Here is a 22,153-nt window from a genome sequence, read left to right on the forward strand (position 1 = left end):
TGTTTACCCCGGAGTGTGTCGCGCGGGCCAATAGAACTGCTTCTGCTGGGTTCCCTGGGTCCCTGAATGCACCAGGCCGTACATGGCGCCGTTGCTGCCGCGGATCAGGGGGGAGCAGAACTTCGTGCACACACTGTTGGATGCGGCGCCGTGGGTGGGCAGCCAGTCCGGTTTTTCCTTCCCCGCGTTCAAGCGGCTCATGTAGGCGAGGATGTTCTGCTCCGCGTGACCGCCCTTCACCTTCGGCGGCACCTTCATGTACGCGTCGTTGGGGATCGGCACGAGTCCCAACGACTTGGCCAGAGCAATCTGCTGCGCGTCGAGTTTGCTCTTGCTCGTACCGGCGACGAAGGTCACCGGACCCTTGGGGGTCTGAGCGTGGATGATCGCGACGGTCTGCTTCTCGCGCTGAATCGCGGTCGGCTTGAGGTTGTTGATCTGCACCGCCATGTCCTCCATCGCCTGCATGCACGGCGCGAGGCCCATCGGGTCGGACATGGTCGCCGGGTTGTCCACGTACCCGACGGGGTTGGGCGCCGGGTCCAGACCGAGGGGGTCGGGGGTGATGTAGCGGCCGGGTTCGGGGTCGTAGTGGCGGAAGTGGTTGTAGTGGAGACCGGTCTCCTGGTCGGCGTACTGGCCGGGGAACCGCAAGGGCGTGTACGCGGTCGCGTCGCGGTTCCATGCGGTGGCGCCCCACTGGCCCGCACGGCTGCGCCAGGCGATGTCGCCGTCCTCGCCGACAAGTTCGGTGGGAGTGCCGATGACATCGGTGACGATCGCGAAGAACCGCGAGTCGATGTCCGACAGCTCGTCGCCGGCTTGGCGGCTCTCGGTCTGTGCCAGGGGCCGGAAGCCGTCGTATTCCCAGGTCAGGGTGGTTCGGGTGGTGCTGTCGGTCTGCTCGGAGAGGCGGCCGCCGTCCCAGGAGAAGACCGTCTCCTCGACGATCGTCCCGTCCGGTGCGTGGCGGCGCTTGGCGGTGCGCCGCGCGAAAGCGTCGTAGCCGTACGTCCACAGGACGCCGTCGGGGGTGGTGCAGGACGTGAGCCGGTCCTCGGCGTCCCAGGTGTAGCGCCAGACCTCCGGCTTACGGGACAGGCGCTTGCGGCGGCGCTCGACGACACGTCCCGCGGCATCGTACGTGTAGTGCAGGGAGCCGGCCGCGTTCAGTCGGGTTCCTTCGTAGCTGCGCGGGCCGCGTGCGTCGGCATGGGGTGCGCGGTCGGGCCATGCGGCGTCCGTCTGGTTGCCCTCGGCGTCGTAGAGGTAGCGTTCGCTCCAGTTGCCGGCGTCGACACCGGTGGGCCGGCCGTCCGGGTCGAGCGTGAACCGCTTTGTCTCACCGCTCGGCCGGTCGGTGACCGCCAGGATGTGGTGGTCGGGCCGGTAGGTGTACGCGCGGGCGCGGACGGTGTGTCCCCCGACGCCGAGGTGCTGCTCGCTGACGCGGCCGAGGGTGTCCCAGGAGGTGGCGAGGGTGACGGCACGGTCGGGCGGACCGAATGTGCGCGTGAGCTCCTGGCCGACGACGTCGTACGTGAACCGCAGTGGGCGACCCGCCAGTTCCATCCGCGTACGGTTGCCGGCCGCGTCGTACGTCTGGGTGGTCACCGTGCCGCCGGGAGTCGTACGGCTCGTGCGGCGGCCCACGGCGTCGTATGCGTAGCGGTGGGTGCGGCCGTCGACCGTCTCCGCCGTCAGCCGGCCCTGCCCGTCCCACTCCAGCTCCATGGCGCTGTGCGGAGATGTCGCGCGCAGGAGCCGGCCCATCGGGTCGTAGCTGAAGGAGGTGACGGTTCCGTCGACGTCCTTCTCCGCGAGACGACCGAGCGCGTCGTAGTGCTGCGTGACCGTCTGCCCCAGCGGATTGACACGCGCGATCGACCGGCCGCCGAGGTCATGGGTGTAGGTGAGACTGCGGCCGTCGAAGTCGGTCTCCCGGACGACCTGCCCCGCCGCGTCGTAGGCGTACGTCCAGGACTGCCCGGCCGAGTTGCGGACCTCGGTGAGGCGCAACTCGGTGTCGTACGCGAACACGTACCGCGCGCCTCCGGGCTGCGTCCGTGCGGCAAGCAGACCGAAGTGGGTGTAACGGTAGTGGGTGGTGCCGCCATTGGCATCGGTCTCGGTCAGACGGTTGCCCTCGCCGTCGTACGACCAGCTCCGTCGGGTGCCGTCGGGTTCGGTTCGGCGGACCAGGCGGCCCTCGGCGTCCCACTCCAGGCTGGTGACGGCGCCGAGGGGATCGGTTATCGACGTGGGGCGGCGAAACCCGTCGCGGGTGAAGGTCCAGGTGCGGCCGAGGGCGTCGGTGCGAGACATCGGCAGGCCGGCCGCGTCGGGCCGGAAGGTTTCTGTGGCGCCGAGGGCATCGGTGATCGCCGTGACGGCGCCGCGCTCGTCGTGCGTGTAGCGGGTGACCGTGCCGTCGGGTGCCATCAGCTCGGTGTGGTTGCCGGCCTGGTCGTAGGCGCACCGCCACACGGCTCCGTCGGGCCCGGTCATGACGACCGGCATGCCGTGTTCGTCGTACTCGGCCGTGGTGACCGTGCCGTCGGCCTCCTGGACCGCGACGAGGTTGCCGTGCTCGTCCCAGGTCCACACCGTGGTGCCGCCCGCCGCATCCGTGCGGCTCACCAGACGGTCGTAGCGGTCCCAGCGTTGAGTGACGGTGTTCCCTAGCGGATCGGTGACCGCGACGACCTGGCCACGCCAGTTGGCGCGGTAGACAGTGGGGTGGCCGAGGGAGTCGGTGTAGGTGACGGTCGTCGCACCGTCGGCGTCCGGGTCGCCGTAGTCGATCCGGGAGTCGAGGATGCCGTCGCTGCCCTGGGTGGCGACGACCCGGCCCCTGTCGTCGTATGTGTAGCTGAACACGGTGTCCTGCGCGTCCCGCCAGCCGGTGATGCGATGCTCGGCGTCGTACGTGAGATGCAGCTGGGCGTCCATCCCATCGCGCGTCTCCACGAGGTCGCCGGCGTCGTCGTACGCGAAGCAGCGCAGTCTCACCGGGCCGTCGTCGGTGAGCAGATGCAGCGCCGTGACGCGGCGGTGGGCGGGGTCGGCGTCGATCCGGACCCGGTAGCCGCCGGTATGAGTGACGGCGGTGGGTATGTCGTCGTCGGCGCGCTCGATGGTGAGGGCGTTGTGGTTGCGGTCCTCGACGCCGGTGAGCCACCACACGCCGTCTCCTGCCGGAGACGGTTCGAAGAAGCGCCTGAGTCCGGTGAGCGGGTCCTGCACGGTCAGGACATATGCCGTGCCGTCCGTCACATACGTGAGGGGCAGGCGCTCGCCCTCGACCGGCTGCACCCGGTCGCCGACGAGGTCGGGGAGTCGGGGGTAGACGAGGATCGAGCCGTCCTCGCGGTACCACCACACACCGCCCGACGCGCTGCTCTTGTCTTCAAGCCGTTCGTCCAGCGTGGAGCACCAGGACGGGCCGAAGAAGCGTCCGCCGTCGTATCGGGTCACATGGGTGCGGCGGAGGGTCAAGGGCAGGACACCGGCCAGGTCGACGTCGGTCTGGACCATGACCATCTGCCCGGTCGCCATGTCGATCGGGTCCCCGCACAGCTGCCTGTTCTGCATCGCACGGCCCTGCTTGGATAGTTCCGCCGGGTCGTGTCCCGAGCCGCCGTCCACCCCGGGCCGCCCGTGTCCGCCTCCGCCCTTGCCTCTTCCCTTGCCCAGGCTGAGCCCGTCCAGCTTGCTGCGGATGTCGAGGTCGTTCTGCTTGTGGGTTCTCGATGCCGCCTTCACGCGGTCCGGGACCGTATCGGTGACGTGTCGGGTGATCTTCTTGAGGGCCTTCTCGGAACCGTGCAGCGCGCCTTCAAGGACCGAGTCGAAGGCATTGGTGAAGGGGTCTTTGCCCTTGGTTCGGCCGAAGGCCCCCTTGGCGCGGCCGAGCGGAGAGGAACTGGCCAGATGCAGTTCGCTGCCGTGCGACGAGACCTTGCCGGCGCCGCTCTCGAACTCGTCATGGTCGATGAACAGGTCCGCTCCGGCACCGCCGCCTGCGGAGGCGAGGACGAAGCCGCTGCCCGCCCCGCCCGCGGAGGCCAATTGCATGCCGTTGTGGCCGTGACCGTGTCCGGCGGGGCCGCCTTCGCCGCCTCCCGCACCGGCCGGGTCGGGCGGCAGGGAGAAAGCATCGTTCGCCAGGTCCAGGACCACGTCCTCGACCATCGCTTCCAGTTTGGCGTTGACCGGCGCGGTGACCCGGGCGATCAACTCGTCCACGATCCGGTCGACCGCCTCGTCGATGATCCGCTTGACGAGCTTCCGCATCGCCGCGGTCTCCGCGGCCCCGAGGACGGCCGACAGGCCACCGGTGACGAACGACAGACCGATGGACAAGCCCACCGAACCGGCCATGATGGCCAGTTCGGCCTCCGCCTTGGTCTTCATTCCGAAGATCACGTCGGCCACGACGTCGCACGCGTCCGCGAACAGCCGGGCCAGTTCCGGGATCTTGTCCAGGTGCCCTGTTTTGACGTGGGACCAGTGCTTCTCCATCGAGTCGACGGCCCACCCCTGCGACGAGCTGAGGATGCGCTCCACCGCCTTGTGGGCGTCGGCGCCGTGGCCCTCGAACTTGTCGGCGAAGTCCCGCATGGCGTCGGCCATCTCGCGGTAGTCGTCCTCGTCGACGTTCGGGAAGTTGATGCCGATGAAATCCAGAATCTCGTCGAGCCATCCGGGCAGGACGTAGCCCATCCCCCGTCAACCACCTTCCCGTGCCGGCCGAGCACACATCACACGTGCGAACGGATCCTAGTCATTTCATATGACGCTCAATCAGGCCGACGCAGTTGCAACCAGGTTGTGGCCCGCTCGAAAATCGGAGGTCCCCTGGGTCGTCGCGCAGTACGGTCGCCCGGTGACAGAAGACGACGGTTACTTCGGGGAAGTGGTCGCGGCGGGGTACGACGAGTCGTCCGCGCAGATGTTCGCGGCGGACGTCGTGGACCCGGTCGTCGGGTTTCTCGCGGAGCTCGCCGGTGGCGGTGGGCGGGCGCTGGAGTTCGGGGTCGGGACGGGGCGGATCGCGCTGCCGTTGGCGCGGCGCGGTGTCGAGGTGCACGGGATCGAGCTGTCCCGGGCGATGGTGCGGCGGCTGCGGGACAAGCCGGGCAGTGACGCGATCGGGGTGACGGTCGGGGATTTCGCGACCGCGAAGGCGGACGGCCACTTCTCCGTCGCCTACCTCGTCTACAACACGATCATGAACCTGACCTCCCAGGACGCCCAGGTGGACTGCTTCCGCAACGCGGCGGAGCATCTGGCGCCCGGCGGCTGCTTCGTCGTCGAGGTCGTGGTGCCCGATCTGCGGCGGCTGCCGCCCGGGCAGGACGCGGTGCCGTTCCGGGTGGACGGCGGGCGGCTCGGCTTCGACCTGTACGACGTGGCGACGCAGTCGATGAGCTCGCACCACGTGGAGGTCGTGGACGGGCGCGGGCGCTACCTGGAGATCCCGTTCCGGTACGCGTGGCCCGCCGAGCTGGACCTGATGGCCCGGATCGCTGGACTCCGGCTGCGCGAGCGGTGGGACGGCTGGACCCGGGAGCCCTTCACCAGTGACAGCAGGCAGCACGTGTCGGTATGGGAGAAGCCCGCCGACTGAGTCCCTCGGGAGCAGCCGCCGTCAGGCCGCCGGGAACGGCACCGACGAGCCCATCGGCCCCCCGTCCCGGCCGAGCCCGCCGCAGCGGAACCGTGTAACGCCGCCGAACCCGTCGGCCGGCCCCCACAGTCCGGCTCTCCGCAGCGGCCGGCACCGAGCTCCCGCGGCCTGACCGGCCGAACCGCCGGCCGAATCCACGCCGCAGCGGACCGCGTCACGCTTCAGGGAGCCGTCTCGGCCGGCCCCTCCGCGGCGGCGGGCGCCCAGCCCCGGCAGCCCGCAGGGCCGACCCGACGGCCGGTTCCCGTCACGGCGGACCGTGTCACGCCTCCGGAACCTTCGGCAGTGGCTTGCCGCGGCCCACCTGGGTTCGTACCGCGCCGATGCTCGCCGCGATGACCAGGGCGATCGCCGCGGCCTCCATGGCGGACAGGGCCTGGTCGAGGATCAGGAAGCCCGCCGTCGCCGCGAGGGCCGGCTCCAGGCTCATGAGGATCGCGAACGTGGAGGCGGGCAGGCGGCGCAGGGCGAGGAGTTCGAGGGTGTAGGGCAGGACCGAGGAGAGCAGGGCGACCGCCGAGCCCAGGGCGACGGTGGTCGGGTTCAGCAGGCGGCCGCCCGACTCGGCGATGCCGAGGGGCAGGAAGAGCAGGGCCGCGACCGCCATGGCGAGGGCGAGGCCGTCCGCCTGCGGGAAGCGGCGACCCGTGCGCGCGCTGAAGACGATGTACGCCGCCCACATGGCGCCGGCCCCGAGGGCGAGGGCGACACCGACGGGATCGAGCCCGCCGAAGCCTCCGCCGCCCAGCAGGAAGACGCCCGCGAGCGCGAGGCCGGCCCAGACCGCGTTCACCGCCCGGCGGGAGGCCAGCACGGAGAGGGCCAGCGGGCCGAGGACTTCCAGGGTGACCGCCGGGCCGAGCGGGATACGGGCGACCGCCGAGTAGAAGAGGCCGTTCATCGCGCCCATGGCGATGCCGAACACGATCACCGTGCCCCAGTCGGTGCGGGAGTGCCCGCGCAGCCGGGGCCGGCACACGACGAGCAGGACCACGGCCGCGACGAGCAGCCGCAGGGTCACGACCCCGAGGGCACCGGCGCGGGGCATCAGCGTCACCGCGAGGGCGCCGCCGAACTGCACCGAGACACCGCCCGCGAGCACGAGTCCGACCGGTCCGAGGGAGCCGAGGCGGCCCGGGGCGCCACCGCCCGGGGATGCGGGTGCGTGGTGCGTCGGGGGCGCGGTGGCGCTGCGGGTGCTCACGTGGCGGTCCTGGCTGACTCGGAAGCGGATCTTGTTCACCTTGATGTACTGCCGAGTCCAGGGTAGTAGACCCCTGTCAGGAGTGTGAAGCGCTTATGTGGCTGTCCTGGATATTGAGACGGCCGCCTCGGATGCCGAACCGGACCGGTTCTCAGCGGCGGGCCATGTAGACGTCGAGCGCCTTGTGCAGCAGGCGGTTCAGCGGGAGGTCCCACTCCCCCACGTACTCCACCGCCTCGCCGCCCGCGCCCACCTTGAAGCGGAGCAGACCGAGCAGGTGGTTCGACTCCTCCAGGGTGTCGGTGATGCCCCGGAAGTCGTAGACGTGGGCACCCAGCTCATGGGCGTCGCACATCATGCGCCACTGCATCGCGTTGTTGGGCTGCACCTCGCGCCTGCGGCTGGTGGAGGCGCCGTAGGAGTACCAGACGTGCCCGCCCACGACCAGCATCGTGGCCGCGGCCAGGACGTCACCCTCGTGGTGGGCGAGGTACAGCCGCATCCGGTCGGGATGTTCGGCGGTGAGCGCGGTCCACATCCGCTGGAAGTACGGCAGCGGGCGAGGGATGAACCGGTCCCGTTCGGCGGTCTCGGTGTAGAGGTCGTAGAAGACCGGCAGGTCGTCGAGGCCCCCGCGGACGACCTTCACGCCCGCCTTCTCGGCCTTGCGGACGTTGCGCCGCCACTGCTGGTTGAGCCCCCGCTGGACGTCCTCGAGCGACCGCCCGGCGAACGGCACCTGGCACACGTACCGGGGCTGCCCGGCGGCGAAGCCCTCCTCCCCGCCCGCCTCGCTCTGCCGCCAGCCCATCCGGCGCAGCCGGGCGGCCAGGTCGACGGCGTCCTGTTCGTACGACGTGGGCGGCACGTCCGCCAGCCGGTGCGCGTCCGGGTCCGCGATCGCGGCCTTGACCGCTTCCGGGCTCCAGCGCCGCGCCACCACGGGCGGCCCCATCTTCACCGAGAAGGCGCCCCTGCTCTTGAGGTACGCCACCATCGGCTCCAGCCGGCGCTCCAGACTGGGCGCGGCCCAGTCGATGACCGGCCCCTCGGGCAGATAGGCCAGGTAGCGCCTCACCTTGGGCAGGGGGCGCAGCAGCACCAGCCCCACCCCGGAGAGCCTGCCGTCCGGCTCGAACCAGCCCAGGCTCTCCGCCTGCCAGTCGGCCTTCACATCGCCCCACGACGGCACCTGCATGTGACTGGCCGAGGGACGCGCGTCCACGAAGGCGAGATGCTCGGCACGGCTGATCGGCCGGACGGTGAGACTCATGCGCGGGGCTCCTTGGAATTCAGGGATCACCGGGAAGATCGCGGTCGTCCCAGCCTACGAATCGGCCCTGCCGTCCCTCGGCCCCCAGGCCGCCAGCACCTCCGTGTCGGTCGCGCGCGCGTGCAGGAAGTAGCCGGCCCACTCGGCGATGTCCGGGTAGGCGCACTCCCGGACCAGCCGGGCCACGGCCGCCGGTATGTCGTACGGCGTGACGCGCAGGTCGGTGCCGGGCCCGAGGAGGCACCAGTGGGCGCCCGGCCGGCCGTACGGCAACGCTGCCGGGGTTGACCACCAGCCGGCCGTGGGCGAGGCGGACGTAGGGCATGTGGGTGTGGCCGCAGACCACCGTGCCGATGTCCGCGTCCAGGCCGGTGAGGACCTCGGCCCAGCGTGCGGGGCGGGAGTCGACGAGCACGACCTCCTCGTCGTCGCGGGGAGTGGCGTGGCAGAACAGGACGGTGCCCAGACCGCGGACGCGCAGGGTGAGCGTGCGGGGCAGGGCGGCGAGGAAGTCCACCTGCTCCCCGGTGAGTTCCCGTGCCGCGAAGGGGCCGATGGGGTCGGGGATCTCCGTCCGCTCGCCCCGCCGGTACTCCACCAGCTCCCGGTCCGCGTTCCCGCCGACCCACAGCACCCGCTCGCCCTGCGCCCGCAGCAGGTCCAGCACGGCGCCCGGCTGCGGGCCCGCCGTGATGTCCCCGGTGAGGACGATCCGGTCGGCGGCGGCCACCTCGGGCTCCGCCAGCACGGCTTCCAGGGCGGGCAGCACACCGTGGACGTCGGACAGGACGGCCAGCCGTCCGTACTCCTCCCTCATCGGGCTCCTCCGCCCCACGTCCCCCGGTCCGGCACGTCGGCCGGCCCCTCGTCCAGCGCCTCCGCCAACACCTCCGCCAGGTGCCGGCCGCGCACGCCGGCCAGCTGCTCCAGCTGGGTCCGGCAGGAGAAGCCGTCCGCGAGGATCACCGTGTCCGCCGGGGCCGCGCGCACCGCCGGCAGGAGCTGCTCCTCCGCGCAGGCCCGGGACACCTCGAAGTGGCCCTTCTCGAAGCCGAAGTTGCCCGCGAGGCCGCAGCAGCCTCCGCTCAGCTCGCCGGTGAGGCCCGCGGACTCGCGCAGCCTGCGGTCGGGGTCGTCGCCGAGGACCGCGTGCTGGTGGCAGTGGGTCTGACCGGCGACCGGGCGGTCGACGGCGGGCGGTGTCCAGCCGGGGGCGTACCGGAGCAGCACCTCCGCGAAGGTGAGGACGGACGCGGCCAGCCAGGCGGCGCGCGGGTCGTCGTGCAGCAGCTCGGGCAGGTCGGTGCGCAGGGCCGCCGCGCAGCTCGGTTCCAGGACGACGACGGGAACGCCGGCCCGCAGCACCGGTTCCATCAGGTCCAGCGTGCGACGCATGACCGTGCGGGCGCGGTCGAGTTGGCCGGTGGAGACATAGGTGAGGCCGCAGCAGACCCGGCCCCGGCGGGCGGCGAGCAGCGCGGTCGCCGCCCTGGTCCTGCCGTCACCGACGGCACCCCGGCGCGGGACCAGCGTCGGTGGCAGCGCCACCCGCAGCCCGGCGGCCTCCAGCACCCTGACGGCGGCCCGGCCGACGGACGGCGACAGATGCTCGGTGAACGTGTCCGGCCAGAGCACGACCAGTGCACCGGAGTGGTGGGGGACGGGTTTCCTCCGGCGCCACCAGCCGGTGAACGTCCGCGTCGCCAGGCGGGGGAGCCGCCGCTCGGGAGCGATGCCGCCCAGGCGTTTGGCGAGCCGCGCCGAGGGACCGCCTCCGGCGAGCGCGTTGAGCAGCGGGGCCGTCCGTGTGGCGGCGGCCAGGCGCAGCCACTCCGGCAGCCTGCCCATGCTGCGGTGGGCGGCGGGGCGGCGGCGGCCCGCGTAGTGATGGTGCAGGAACTCCGCCTTGTAGGTGGCCATGTCGACGCCCACGGGGCAGTCCGAGCGGCAGCCCTTGCAGGACAGGCACAGGTCCAGGGCGTCCCGCACCTCCGTGGACCGCCAGCCGTCGGTGACCAGTTCACCCGCGAGCATCTCGTGCAGCAGCCGGGCCCGGCCGCGGGTGGAGTGCTCCTCCTCACCGGTCGCCCGGAAGGAGGGGCACATCACGGCGGCGCCGCCCGCCGTGGCCGTACGGCACTTGGCGACGCCCACGCAGCGGCGGACGGCCGCGCCGAAGTCGCCGCCGTCGGCCGGGTACCCGAACTCCACGTCGACCGGGCGGCTCGGGAGGACGGAGAAACGGAGGTTGGAGTCGAGGGGCGCGGGGCGGACCAGCATGCCGGGGTTGAGCAGGTCGTCCGGGTCCCACAGGGCCTTGACCCGCTCGAAGAGCCGGACGGTCCGCGCGCCGTACATCCGCGGCAGCAGCTCCGCGCGGGCCTGCCCGTCGCCGTGCTCCCCGGACAGTGAGCCGCCGTGGGCCACCACCAGATCGGCCAGGTCCTCGGAGAAGCCGCGGAAACGGCCGACGCCCGCCTCGGTGAGCAGGTCGAAGTCGATGCGGACGTGGATGCAGCCGTCACCGAAGTGGCCGTACGGCGTACCGCGCAGGCCGTGGTCCGCCAGCAGCGCGCGGAAGTCGCGCAGATAGGCGCCGAGCCGCGCGGGCGGCACCGCGCAGTCCTCCCAGCCGGGCCACGCCTCGCTGCCGTCCGGCATCCGGGTGGCCGTGCCGCTGGCGTCCTCGCGGATGCGCCACAACACCCGCTGGGCGGAGGGGTCGGTGACCACCAGCGCGTCCGCGGTGCCGGCCGCCCGCACGATCTCCTCCGCACGCGCGCGTGCCCCGGCCGGCGACTCCCCGCCGGTCTCGACGAACAGCCAGGCGCCGCCCCGGGGCAGCCCCGCCGGTTCGCGCACCAGGTCGGCCGCCATCCCCTCGACGGTCAGCGGCCCATGGGGCATCAGTCCCGCCGCCGCCTCGGCGGCGGCGCTCTCGTCGCCGTACCCCAGCACCGCCAGGGCGCGGGCGCGAGGGGCTTCCACCAGGTCCACGACGGCCTCGGTGAGGATGCCGAGGGTGCCCTCGGAGCCGCAGAAGGAACGGGCGACGTCGGCGCCCTTCTCGGGCAGCAGCGCGTCCAGCGCGTACCCGGAGATGCGGCGGGGCAGGTCCGGGAAACCCGTGCGCAGACGGGCCAGGTCCCCTTCCACCAGCTCGCGCAGGCCGTCCGGTGCCCCGGCCCAGTCCCGGCCCAGCCGCAGCCGACGGCCGCGCGCGGTGACGACGGACAGCTCGCGGACACTGTCCGCGGTGGTGCCCCAGGCGACCGAGTGGGAGCCGCACGAGTTGTTGCCGATCATGCCGCCGAGCGTGCACCGGCTGTGCGTGGAGGGGTCCGGGCCGAACCGCAGCCCGTACGGGGCGGCGGCCTCCTGGAGCCGGTCCAGGACCAGTCCGGGCTGCACGACGGCCGTGCGGCTGCCCGGGTCCAGCTCCAGCAGGCCGGTCATGTGCCGGGTGAAGTCCAGCACCACTCCCGTGCCCGTCGCCTGCCCGGCGATCGACGTGCCACCGCCGCGCGCCACCACCGGCACTCCGCGCGCCCGGCACACCTCCAGCGCGGCGGCCACGTCGTCGGCGTCTCTCGGCGCGACCACACCCAGCGGAACGCGCCGGTAGTTGGACGCGTCCATGGTGACGAGCGCCCGGTCGGTGACGTCGAAGCCGACCTCACCCCGGACGGCCTTGCGCAGCGCGGCCGCGAGATCTGTCATGCGTCCAGCATGCATCCGGACACGCACGGTCACCGCGAGTTGTCCACAGCCCCGCCGTAATTGTCGTACGACATCACAAATCCACGTCCCGGTGATCTCGTCTCATCGAACGGACACGTCTCCACCCGGCGATCCACCAGCGGTTAACCTCCTTCCGTGGCCGACATCCAGATCCCCTCTGACATCAAGCCCGCCGACGGACGCTTCGGCGCGGGTCCCTCCAAGGTGCGCACCGAGGCGCTGGACGCCCTCGCCGCCACCGGTACCTCCCTCCTCGGCACCTCCCACCGCCAGGCGCCCGTGAAGAACCTGGTCGGCAAGGTCCGCGAGGGCATCTCCGAGCTGTTCTCCCTGCCCGAGGGCTACGAGGTGGTCCTCGGCAACGGCGGCTCCACCGCCTTCTGGGACATCGCCACCCACGGTTTGATCGAGTCCAAGTCCCAGCACCTCACCTTCGGCGAGTTCTCCTCGAAGTTCGCCAAGGCCGCCAAGCTCGCCCCCTGGCTGGCCGAGCCCACCGTCGTCTCCGCCGACCCGGGCACCCACCCGGAGGCGCGCGCGGAGGCGGGCGTCGACGTGTACGCCTTCACGCACAACGAGACCTCCACCGGTGTGGCCATGCCGATCAAGCGCGTGGCCGGCGCCGACGAGGGCGCGCTCGTGCTGGTGGACGCCACCTCCGGCGCGGGCGGCCTCCCGGTCGACATCGCCGAGACCGACGTCTACTACTTCGCCCCGCAGAAGTCCTTCGCCTCCGACGGCGGCCTGTGGATCGGCGTCTTCTCCCCGGCCGCGATCGAGCGCGCCGAGCGGGTGCACGCGTCCGGCCGGCACGTGCCGGAGTTCTTCTCGCTGCCCACGGCGATCGACAACTCCCGCAAGAACCAGACCTACAACACCCCGGCCCTCGCCACCCTCTTCCTGCTGAACGAGCAGTTGGAGTGGCTCAACGGCCAGGGCGGTCTCGCCTGGTCCACGGCCCGCACCAAGGACTCCTCGACCCGCCTGTACTCCTGGGCGGAGGAGTCCAAGTACGCGACCCCGTTCGTGGCGGACCCGGCCAAGCGCTCGCAGGTCATCGGCACCATCGACTTCTCCGACGAGATCGACGCGGCCGCCGTCGCCAAGGTGCTGCGCGCCAACGGCGTCGTGGACACCGAGCCGTACCGCAAGCTGGGCCGCAACCAGCTGCGCGTCGCGATGTTCCCGGCGATCGACCCGGCGGACGTCGAGGCGCTGACGAAGTGCGTCGACCACGTGATCGAGAAGCTGTAGCCGGTACCGGCTGTACGACGACAAGAGGCGCCCGGCGGACAACCGGGCGCCTCTTCTCGTCGCGGTCGCGCGGACCGGGAACCGGCGTCAGGGCGCGGGCGGTCGAGCCACCGAGGCGCTGATGTCCGTGATCTCGCCGGTCCCCGAAAGGGTGACGGCGACACGGACGGGCTGGACCGGATTGGGGGGCACGATCGGGTTCGGCGGGACGATCCGCAGGAACCTGGGGAAGACGACCAGCGGGAAGATGGGGCCCGGCGGTCAGAAGACGGTGTTCTCGTCGGCGCCGACGAACTGGTAGGTGCGGCCGGTCGTCCGGCCGACGCCGGTGGTGTTCTGCAGACGGCTGACGATCCGGGCGACTCCGCCGCCGCCCGTGTCGGTGCGGGTGACCACCGCGACCGAGATGCGGCCTGTGACGTCGATCGTCTCCGGGCCGCCGGTCAGTGGTCCGTTCAGCGTCAGCGTGGCCGATCGCGAGTGGACGACGACGGCCTCGGCCACGGCGGGCGCCGCCTGCCGCGGGGCGGCCTCGGCGGAGGCGGTGGCCGTGGGGACGGCCAGACCCAGGGCGGCGGCGATCAGGCCGGTCCGCCTGGCGGCCCGCATGACATGACCCTGCATCAGGGCTCCCGTTCGGTGGGGCGGGACCACATCCGGGCCCCCTGTCCCGCGAAACGTCTTCAGCCTGCCCGATCCGGCGCGCCGCCGCCCGGCCGGTGCGGCCGGACAGGTGAGGGTCAGTCGCGGCGGCGCAGTCGGCGCAGGCCGAGGAGGGCCACCACGCCGACGGCCGCGACGACGGCACCGACCTGGAGGCCCGTACTGCCGGCCTCGTCCTGCCCGGATCCGGAACTGCCGTTCGCCGAGGGCGCCTTGCCGTCCGCGCGCGCGGGGGCGTCCTTGGCCTGGACGGAGCTTTGCGCGCCCTCGCTGCCGTACATCAGCTTCGTTCCGTCGGCGGAGTAGGTGAGGGACTCGCCCTGCCCCTGCCACGGCACCTCCAGGCGGCCCTCGCGCTCGATCCGGCCGCCGTCGAAGCCGTAGAGGATCCCGCCGAAGTAGCCGCGCACGGCGAACTGTCCGCCGTCCGGGGAGAACGCGGCGTCGGTGGCCCACAGGTCGACCGGGGCGACCGGCCGGAAGACGTTCGCTCCGGAGGTGGAGAGGGTGGCCGGCCCCTCGTACAGGTGCCCGCCGTCCTCCTTCTTGTCGATGATGTACACCCGCCCGGTCTTCGGGTGGACGAGCAGCGACTCGGCGTCGCGCGGCCCGTTCTCGTACTTCACGACGTACTGCGTGGCGGTGACCGTCTCGTCCTTCAGCACCTTGGGCTCGGGCAGCCGGTAGATCCACACGTACGGCCACTTGCCGCCGAGGTTGTCGCCGATGTCGCCGACGTAGATCTCGTCGTGCGGTCCGACGGAGATGGCCTCGACGTCGCGCGGGGCGCCGATGCCGCGCAGGGTCAGCCGGGCGACGGTCTTCCCGGTCCGGCTGTCCACGGCGTACAGGTAGGGCCCGTCGTCGCTGTCGTTGTGCGTCCAGTAGATCCCGGGGTGCAGCCGGGAGGCGGCCAGCCCGCTGGACTCGGTGATCCTGGGGTCCTTGATGGTGAACCCCTGGTCGCCGTCACCTTCGGCGGCGGAGGCGGCGGCGGGCAGCGCACAGACACCGGTGAGCAGCACCCCGGCGAGGAGGGCGGACGATCGACGCATGCCCCCAAGCCTGCCATCACCGCGGGTGGTTCGCGGGGCGTGGTGGGCCTCACACCCCACGGGCGGCCGGGACCGTCCATCATGAGCGGATGCTCAGGATCATGCCCGTAGGCGACTCGATGACGATCGGGAGCGCGGGCGAACACACGTGGCGTCACCGGCTGTGGCGGCACCTGTGCACGACGTACGGCGGACCGTTCACCCTCGTCGGCCCGCGCGAGGAGCTGTACGACAAGGGCGCCGACGCGCCGACGTCCCTCGCCTACGCCGATCCCGGCTTCCCGCGCGCCCACCTGGCGGGCTGGGGCGAGGGCTGGCTGCACATGGCCCCGCTGATCGGCGACGCGGTCCGTGCGCACCGGCCCGACGTCCTGCTGGTCTCCCTGGGCCTGATCGACCTGGGCTTCTACACGAACGCCGAGCAGACGGCCGAGAACGTGCGGGCGTTCGTCGCCGAGGCCCGCGCGGTCCGCCCGCGCATCCGCATGGTGCTGCTCCCCGTGATCCCGAACGTCCGGGCCGACGCGGACGCGTCCTTCGCCGCCGAGGTGGACGCCTTCAACGTGCTGCTCGCCAAGACGGTGGCCGACGTGGACGAGCCCCGCGCACCGGTCCTGCTGGCCTCGACGCCCGAGTCGTGGGACATCCACACCGACACCTACGACGGCACGCATCCGAACGCGAACGGCGAGCACCGCATCGCGGAGGCGTTCGCCACGGCGATGCGGGAGGCATGGGACATCGGCGGACCCTACGCACCCGTCCCGGCCCGACCCGGCAGGGCGGCCTCCGGGTGAATCGGCGGAGCCGTCGGCTCCCACTCGCTTCGACGCGAGCGGAAGGCGACGGCCCCTCACCCGGACCCGCTACCTCACCATGCGAAGGCTTCGGGAGACGGTCCCGGACCGGGGAAGATCTCATCCAGGGACGTCAGCAGCTCCTCGCTCAGCTCCAGCTCCAGGGCGCGCAGCGCCGAGTCCAGCTGCTCCCGCGTGCGCGGGCCCACGATCGGGCCGGTGACGCCGGGCCGGGTCAGCAGCCAGGCCAGCGCCGCCTCACCGTGCTCCAGGCCGTGCTTGTCGAGGAGGTCCTCGTACGCCTGGATCTGCTCGCGGGTCTTGCTGTCCTTGAGCGCGTCGGCGGCGCGGCCGCTCGCCCGGCGCCCCTGTGCGGCCTCCTTCTTGAGGACGCCGCCGAGCAGTCCTCCGTGCAGCGGTGACCAGGGGATGACACCGAGCCCGTAGTCCTCCGCGGCGGGGATGACCTCCATCTCGGCGCGGCGCTCGGCGAGGTTGTAGAGGCACTGCTCGCTGACCAGGCCCATACGGCCCTGCCGGGCGGCGGTCTCGTTGGCCTGGGCGATCTTGTAGCCGGGGAAGTTGGACGAACCCGCGTAGAGGATCTTGCCCTGCTGGACCAGGACGTCGATCGCCTGCCAGATCTCCTCGAACGGGGTCGACCGGTCGATGTGATGGAACTGGTAGATGTCGATGTAGTCCGTCTGCAGCCGCTTGAGGGAGGCGTCGACGGCCCGGCGGATGTTCACCGCGGAGAGCTTGTCGTGGTTGGGCCAGACGTCCCCGTCGCCCGACATGTTCCCGTACACCTTGGTGGCGAGGACCGTCCTGTCGCGCCGGCCGCCCTGGGCGAACCAGGCACCGATGATCTCCTCGGTGCGGCCCTTGTTCTCACCCCACCCGTAGACGTTGGCCGTGTCCACGAAGTTCAGACCTGCGTCGAGAGCGGCGTCCATGATGCCGTGGCTGGTTGATTCGTCTGTCTGCGGACCGAAGTTCATCGTGCCGAGAACGAGTCGGCTGACCTTGAGTCCGGTACGTCCGAGCTGCGTGTACTTCATGGGTCACCAGCCAACTGCTTCGAGTCCGCTCCAGGCAAGGAGCGGCTCTCTCCCTTCGCACGGCACGCGCGGGGAACTACCTGACGGCCGCCGCGACGGCGACCACGACGAACATCAGCACAAGCACACCGGCCATGATCCGGTTCCGCGTCTTCGGGTCCACGCCCCCGAGCCTAACCAACCCCGCCGAGTGGCCGGCGGGCAACCGCCTCGTACCGCGGCTGCTCCCCCGGCACCCCGGACCGCGGCAGATTGCTGCGCACCAGCACCAGCTCGCCCACCGTCCAGGGCCGGCCGGTGAAGCCGTGCAGCAGCTCGGTGTACGGCCGGACGTCGAGGGAGTCCCGGCTGCGCGCCACCGTCAGGTGGGCCTTGTACCGCCGGTGCTCGCCCATCGGCACGCCCGCCTTCCGGGCCGCCGCCTCCGCCCGGTCGGCCAGCAGCCGCAGCGCCTCCACGTCCCCCGCGGCCCCCGTCCACAGGGCCTTGCCGTGACCGAACTGACCGCCGCCGGACAGGGCCAGCTCGAACGGCGCCGTACGGCGGGCCGCGCTCGCGAGGCGCTCCGACAGCTCCGGTACGAGATCGTCGGCGACCTCGCCGTAGAAGGCGAGGGTGAAGTGCCAGCCCGGGCGGTGGGTCCAGCGCAGCCGCTCCGCGCCGGGAAGCCGCCGCAACTCGGCGACCTCGGCGGCGAGTTCCTGGACGACGTGCTCCGGCGGGAGCACCGCCGCGAAGAGTCTCATGCCTTCACCTTCCCAGACCGACGTGGGCATGATGGACCGATGACGATCATCATCCGCGAAGGCGGCCCCGACGACGCTCCCCTGATCCTCGGCATGCTGGACAGCTCGGTGGAGTGGCTGGTCTCACAGGGCCGGACCGGGCAGTGGGGGACCGAGCCCTGGTCGGGCGATCCCCGGGCGGTGGACCTGGTGCAGCGGTACGCCAGCACGGGCACGCCGTACTTCGCCGAGATAGACGGCGTCCCGGCGGCCACGCTGACCCTCAGCGAGGGCCCGGGCCCCTATCTGGAGCCCGCCGACGAGCCCGAGCGCTACATCCACCTGCTCGCCTCCGACCGCCGGTTCAAGGGGCGGGGCGCCGGTGCCGCGCTGCTCGCCCACGCGGCCCAGGTGACCCGGCGGGCGGGGATCTCCCTGCTGCGGGTGGACTGCTACGCGGGCGACGACGGCAAGCTGGTCGCCTACTACGAGAGCAACGGATTCATCCGGACCGAGCCCTTCACCCACGGGGCGAACGCCTGGCCCGGCCAGGTGCTGGCCCGGAGGGTCCTGTAGCGGACCCTCCGGCGCCGGCGCGGCGGGTTCAGGCCGCCGTCGCCAGTTGTTCCCGCTCGCGCGGGACGAAGCGGACCCGCGGATGGCCCCGGTGCCAGCCCACCGCGAGGCGCAGGCCCCCGATGCGGGTGAGGACCAGGCCGATGCCGGCCGCGGCGACGGCGGAGACGACACCGCCGAGGGCGAAGCCGACCCGGGCGCCGTAGGTGTCGGTGATCCAGCCGACCACGGGTGCGCCCAGCGGCGTCCCGCCCATGAACACCATCATGAACAGGGCCATGACCCGACCGCGCATGGCCGGGTCGGTGGCCATCTGCACGGCGGTGTTCGCGGTGACGTTCACCGTGAGCCCGAAGATCCCGATGGGCACCATGAGCAGCGCGAACAGCCAGTACGACGGCGCCACGGCGGCCACCGTCTCCAGGGTGCCGAAGGCCACCGCGGCGGCGATCAGGACCCGCAGCCGGGCCGTGCCGCGCCGGGCGGCGAGCAGGGCGCCGATCAGGGAGCCGACGGCCATCAGGGTGTTGAAGAGGCTGTAGGAGCCGGCGCCGGAGCGGAACACGTCGTCCGCGTAGGCCGACAGCCACACCGGGAAGTTGAAGCCGAAGGTGCCGATGAAGCCCACCAGGACGATCGGCCAGATCAGCTCCGGCCGCTTGGCGACGTAGTCCAGGCCCTCCCGCAGCTGGCCCTTGCCGCGGGGCGCGCGTTCGACCACGTGCAGGTCGCGGGCGCGCATCAGCAGCAGGCCGGCGATGGGCGCGGCGAAGGACAGGCCGTTGGCGAGGAACGCCCAGCCGGTGCCCACGCCGGTGATCATCAGACCGGCGACGGCGGGGCCGACCAGGCGGGCCGACTGGAAGTTCGCGGAATTCAGGCTGACCGCGTTCTGCAGCTGCTCGGGGCCGACCATCTCGGAGACGAACGACTGCCGGGCCGGGTTGTCGAGCACGGTGGCGAGGCCGACGGCGAAGGCGGCGACGTACACGTGCCACACCTGGACGTGCCCGGAGAGGGTCAGGAAGGCCAGGGCGAGGCCGGTGAGGGCCATCGACGCCTGGGTGACCAGGAGCGTCGGCCGCTTGGGCAGGCGGTCCACGAGGACGCCGCCGTAGAGGCCGAAGAGCAGCATCGGCAGGAACTGCAGGGCCGTGGTGATGCCCACGGCCGCCGAGGAGCCGGTGAGGCTGAGGACGAGCCAGTCCTGTGCGATGCGCTGCATCCAGGTGCCGGTGTTCGAGACGACCTGGCCGAGGAAGAAGAGGCGGTAGTTCCGGATCTTCAGCGAGCTGAACATCGAGGACTTGCGGGGAACGGGGGTAGTGGGTGTGCTCGGTGCGGGGGCGGAAGGTGCTCCGGATCCCGAACTCAAAAGGGTCGCCTCCTCGAATGGCGTGCTTAAAGGTGTGCGAGCTTCTCCAGCACGGGGGCGGCGGCGCGCAGTTTGGCCCACTCGTCCTCGTCGAGGGCCTCGACGAGGCCCGCCAGGAACGCGTTGCGCTTGCGGCGGCTCTCCTCGAGCATGGCCTCGGCCTGCTCGGTCTGGGTGACGACCTTCTGGCGCCGGTCCTCCGGATGCGGCTCCAGCCGGACCAGGCCCTTGGCTTCGAGCAGCGCGACGATGCGGGTCATCGAGGGCGGCTGGACGTGCTCCTTGCGGGCGAGCTCGCCCGGGGTGGCACTGCCGCAGCGCGCGAGGGTGCCGAGCACCGACATCTCGGTGGGGCTCAGCGACTCGTCGACCCGCTGGTGCTTGAGCCGACGGGACAGCCGCATCACGGCGGAGCGGAGGGCGTTCACGGCGGCAGCGTCGTCGCCATGGGTAAGGTCCGGCATGTTCTTTAGCGTAACTCATTACTCTCGCTAAAGACCACTCGACACGCACGCCGTGCCCGTGACTCTGGCCACTGAACCCTCGGATCACCCGTATGGGTGAGTCGATATCGGAAAGTGACGCATGGGGTGGCCGGATGTGGCGACCCTCGTAGCCATGGGGACCAGTGTGCTCAGCCTGCGGATGGACGGGGAGCTGCTCGAAAGGCTCCGGCACCACGCGGCCAAAAGGGGGATGAGCGTGCAGGACTATGTGGTCCGCACGCTCATCCGGGACGACTTCGACGAACGCTTCCAGTCCGCCGTCGAGGAGACGGAGAAGTTCTACGGCGTCACGTGACGCCGCAGGACCCCCGTCAGGTGAGGCCGAGGGCCGGCATCAGGTAGTAGAAGGCGAACACCGCCGAGACGACGTACATCGCGGCCGGGATCTCCCGGGCCCGGCCGGCGGCCAGGCGCAGCACGGTGAAGGTGATGAAGCCCATGCCGATGCCGTTGGTGATCGAGTAGGTGAACGGCATCATCAGCATCGTCACGAAGGCCGGGATGGCGATCGTGTAGTCCGCCCAGTCGATCTCCTTGACGGAGTTCGACAGGATCAGGAAGCCGACCGCGATCAGCGCCGGGGTGGCCGCCTGGGACGGCACCATCGTGGCGATCGGCGTGAGGAACAGCGCGACCGCGAAGAGACCGCCGGTGACGACGTTGGCGAGACCCGTGCGGGCGCCCTCGCCGACCCCGGCCGTGGACTCCACGAACGCGGTGGTGGCCGAGGAGGAGCTGGCACCGCCCGCCGCGACCGCGAGGCCGTCGACGAACAGGACCTTGTTGATGCCGGGCATGTAGCCCTGGGCGTCGGTCAGCTTGGCCTCGTCGCTGACGCCCATGATCGTGCCCATGGCGTCGAAGAAGCACGACAGCAGAACCGTGAAGACGAAGAGGACTCCGGTCAGCACGCCGACCTTGGAGAAGCCGCCGAACAGGCTGACCTGGCCGATCAGGCCGAAGTCGGGGGTGGCGACCGGGTTGCCGGGCCACTTCGGGACGGTCAGGCCCCAGGACGGGATGGTGGCGACCGCGTTGATGATCACCGCGAGGACGGTCATGCCGACGATCGAGATCAGGATCGCGCCCGGCACCTTGCGGACGATCAGCGCGAAGGTGAGCAGCGCGCCCAGGATGAAGATCAGCACCGGCCAGCCGGTGAGGTGACCGCCGACGCCGAGCTGGAGCGGGACCGTGGTCTGGGCGGCGTCCGGCATCCGGGTGACGAACCCGGAGTCGACGAGGCCGATCAGCATGATGAACAGGCCGATACCGATCGAGATGGCCTTGCGCAGGCCGAACGGCACGGCGTTCATCACCCGCTCACGCAGGCCCGTGGCGACCAGCAGCATCACCACGACGCCGGCCAGCACGACCATGCCCATGGCGTCCGGCCAGCTCATACGGGGCGCGAGCTGGAGCGCGACGACCGAGTTGACGCCGAGGCCGGCGGCGAGTGCGATCGGCACGTTGCCGATGACGCCCATCAGCAGCGTGGTGAACGCGGCCGTCACCGCCGTCGCCGTCACCAGCTGGGCGTTGTCCAGGTGGTGCCCGTACATGTCCTTCGCGCTGCTCAGGATGATCGGGTTCAGCACGATGATGTACGCCATCGCGAAGAAGGTGGCGAGACCGCCCCGGATCTCGCGGGCGACGGAGCTGCCGCGCTCGGAGATCTTGAAGAAGCGGTCGAGGGCGCCGAAGCCCGGCGTACCGCCCGGCTTCTCGGGGGTGGGGACCTTGGCAGGTGCCGAGGTGGACATGCGAGACCTCATCACCAACGGGGTTCCCCCGAGCCTCGTTGGACTTTCATACGAACAGAAGTGGCCAAAGACAAACGGTTTCAGTATGAACGTATGAGTCCGAGATCGCTATCTCCGCGCGTAGACCGTGGCGGCCCTTAAGCTGTGCCCATGGCGAAGTGGACCCCCAAGCACGAGGCGCCGGAGCCCCTGGAGGGGCCCGTGGTCGCCACCATCACCGGCGGCACGATCGTGTGGTTCGTCCTCTTCCTGGTGCAGCTGCCCTTCTACGGCTGGTTCGACGACCACGGGCACCTGTGGTGGCTGTGGACCTGCCTGGCCGGTGGCGGTCTCGGGCTGATCGGCATCTGGTACGTCCGCCGGAGGGACGCGGCGATCAAGCGGTCCGCCGAGCCGACGGCGGTCCCGGCGAAGTAGCCGTACCGCCGCTCGGCAGGTGGCCGGGCACATCCGCACGTACCGTCGAGA

17 protein-coding genes and 1 pseudogene are annotated in these 22,153 nt (G+C 71.3%); 6 read left to right on the plus strand and 12 right to left on the minus strand.

Features of this window, described 5'->3' with window-relative positions:
- Window positions 1-3: 3 nt before the first annotated feature.
- Window positions 4-4,725: an RHS repeat-associated core domain-containing protein gene (locus BLW57_RS17940; RefSeq protein ID WP_093475776.1), complete on the minus strand. Its 4,722-nt coding sequence runs from the start codon at window positions 4,723-4,725 to the stop codon at window positions 4-6.
- A gap of 163 nt (window positions 4,726-4,888) precedes the next feature.
- On the opposite strand from BLW57_RS17940, the gene BLW57_RS17945 reads away from it, so the two are divergent.
- Window positions 4,889-5,632 carry a class I SAM-dependent methyltransferase gene (locus BLW57_RS17945; RefSeq protein WP_093475778.1) on the plus strand — a complete coding sequence of 248 codons (744 nt, stop codon included), beginning with the start codon at window positions 4,889-4,891 and terminating at the stop codon, window positions 5,630-5,632.
- 322 nt (window positions 5,633-5,954) lie between these two features.
- Here the strand turns inward: BLW57_RS17945 and BLW57_RS17950 are convergent, their stop codons facing one another.
- From BLW57_RS17950 to BLW57_RS17965, 4 genes and pseudogenes are all read right to left on the minus strand, one after another.
- Entirely contained in the window at window positions 5,955-6,896 is a 942-nt protein-coding gene (locus BLW57_RS17950) for an EamA family transporter (protein ID WP_093480750.1), read from the minus strand.
- Window positions 6,897-7,047: 151 nt separating this feature from the next.
- A complete protein-coding gene (locus tag BLW57_RS17955; protein WP_093475779.1) occupies window positions 7,048-8,169 on the minus strand; it encodes a lipid II:glycine glycyltransferase FemX in 1,122 nt (373 codons plus the stop codon).
- A gap of 54 nt (window positions 8,170-8,223) precedes the next feature.
- Window positions 8,224-8,986 (minus strand): annotated as a pseudogene (locus BLW57_RS17960) (metallophosphoesterase).
- A complete protein-coding gene (locus tag BLW57_RS17965) occupies window positions 8,983-11,889 on the minus strand; it encodes an FAD-binding and (Fe-S)-binding domain-containing protein (RefSeq protein ID WP_093475780.1) in 2,907 nt (968 codons plus the stop codon). Before BLW57_RS17965 ends, BLW57_RS17960 begins: the two are co-directional and overlap by 4 nt.
- A gap of 156 nt (window positions 11,890-12,045) precedes the next feature.
- Between BLW57_RS17965 and serC the strand changes: the two genes are divergently transcribed.
- Complete coding sequence (gene serC / locus BLW57_RS17970) at window positions 12,046-13,164, plus strand: phosphoserine transaminase (RefSeq protein WP_093475782.1); 1,119 nt, start codon at window positions 12,046-12,048, stop codon at window positions 13,162-13,164.
- Between the two features lie 261 nt (window positions 13,165-13,425).
- On the opposite strand, the gene BLW57_RS17975 is transcribed toward serC, so the two are convergent.
- Together BLW57_RS17975 and BLW57_RS17980 are read right to left on the minus strand one after the other, a co-directional pair.
- Entirely contained in the window at window positions 13,426-13,788 is a 363-nt protein-coding gene (locus BLW57_RS17975) for a hypothetical protein (RefSeq protein WP_093475784.1), read from the minus strand.
- A 116-nt stretch (window positions 13,789-13,904) separates the two neighbouring features.
- Window positions 13,905-14,882 (minus strand): hypothetical protein, encoded by a 978-nt coding sequence (locus BLW57_RS17980; protein WP_093475785.1) that lies wholly within the window; start codon window positions 14,880-14,882, stop codon window positions 13,905-13,907.
- Window positions 14,883-14,971: 89 nt separating this feature from the next.
- On the opposite strand from BLW57_RS17980, the gene BLW57_RS17985 reads away from it, so the two are divergent.
- Window positions 14,972-15,679 carry an SGNH/GDSL hydrolase family protein gene (locus BLW57_RS17985; protein ID WP_093475787.1) on the plus strand — a complete coding sequence of 236 codons (708 nt, stop codon included), beginning with the start codon at window positions 14,972-14,974 and terminating at the stop codon, window positions 15,677-15,679.
- Window positions 15,680-15,753: 74 nt separating this feature from the next.
- On the opposite strand, the gene BLW57_RS17990 is transcribed toward BLW57_RS17985, so the two are convergent.
- Window positions 15,754-16,740 carry an aldo/keto reductase gene (locus BLW57_RS17990; RefSeq protein ID WP_093475788.1) on the minus strand — a complete coding sequence of 329 codons (987 nt, stop codon included), beginning with the start codon at window positions 16,738-16,740 and terminating at the stop codon, window positions 15,754-15,756.
- A gap of 173 nt (window positions 16,741-16,913) precedes the next feature.
- Complete coding sequence (gene thpR, locus BLW57_RS17995; RefSeq protein WP_093475790.1) at window positions 16,914-17,486, minus strand: RNA 2',3'-cyclic phosphodiesterase; 573 nt, start codon at window positions 17,484-17,486, stop codon at window positions 16,914-16,916.
- A gap of 39 nt (window positions 17,487-17,525) precedes the next feature.
- Between thpR and BLW57_RS18000 the strand changes: the two genes are divergently transcribed.
- The gene (locus BLW57_RS18000; protein WP_093475792.1) at window positions 17,526-18,041 is read left to right on the plus strand and encodes a GNAT family N-acetyltransferase; all 516 of its coding nucleotides are present in this window, start codon (window positions 17,526-17,528) and stop codon (window positions 18,039-18,041) included.
- Between the two features lie 28 nt (window positions 18,042-18,069).
- Here BLW57_RS18000 and BLW57_RS18005 read toward each other — a convergent pair whose 3' ends face one another.
- Together BLW57_RS18005 and BLW57_RS18010 are read right to left on the minus strand one after the other, a co-directional pair.
- Entirely contained in the window at window positions 18,070-19,341 is a 1,272-nt protein-coding gene (locus BLW57_RS18005) for an MFS transporter (RefSeq protein ID WP_256339509.1), read from the minus strand.
- 101 nt (window positions 19,342-19,442) lie between these two features.
- The gene (locus BLW57_RS18010; RefSeq protein ID WP_093475795.1) at window positions 19,443-19,880 is read right to left on the minus strand and encodes a MarR family winged helix-turn-helix transcriptional regulator; all 438 of its coding nucleotides are present in this window, start codon (window positions 19,878-19,880) and stop codon (window positions 19,443-19,445) included.
- 154 nt (window positions 19,881-20,034) lie between these two features.
- Here BLW57_RS18010 and BLW57_RS18015 point away from each other — a divergent pair, with 154 nt between their 5' ends.
- On the plus strand, window positions 20,035-20,217 hold the full coding sequence (locus BLW57_RS18015; RefSeq protein ID WP_093480751.1) for a ribbon-helix-helix protein, CopG family: 183 nt from the start codon (window positions 20,035-20,037) through the stop codon (window positions 20,215-20,217).
- A gap of 16 nt (window positions 20,218-20,233) precedes the next feature.
- Here BLW57_RS18015 and BLW57_RS18020 read toward each other — a convergent pair whose 3' ends face one another.
- Entirely contained in the window at window positions 20,234-21,685 is a 1,452-nt protein-coding gene (locus BLW57_RS18020) for an NCS2 family permease (protein WP_093475796.1), read from the minus strand.
- Window positions 21,686-21,835: 150 nt separating this feature from the next.
- On the opposite strand from BLW57_RS18020, the gene BLW57_RS18025 reads away from it, so the two are divergent.
- Entirely contained in the window at window positions 21,836-22,102 is a 267-nt protein-coding gene (locus BLW57_RS18025; protein ID WP_073888094.1) for a DUF2530 domain-containing protein, read from the plus strand.
- The last annotated feature ends 51 nt before the right edge of the window (window positions 22,103-22,153 follow it).

Source organism: Streptomyces sp. 1222.5, assembly GCF_900105245.1.
GTDB classification, from domain to species: Bacteria; Actinomycetota; Actinomycetes; order Streptomycetales; family Streptomycetaceae; genus Streptomyces; species Streptomyces albidocamelliae.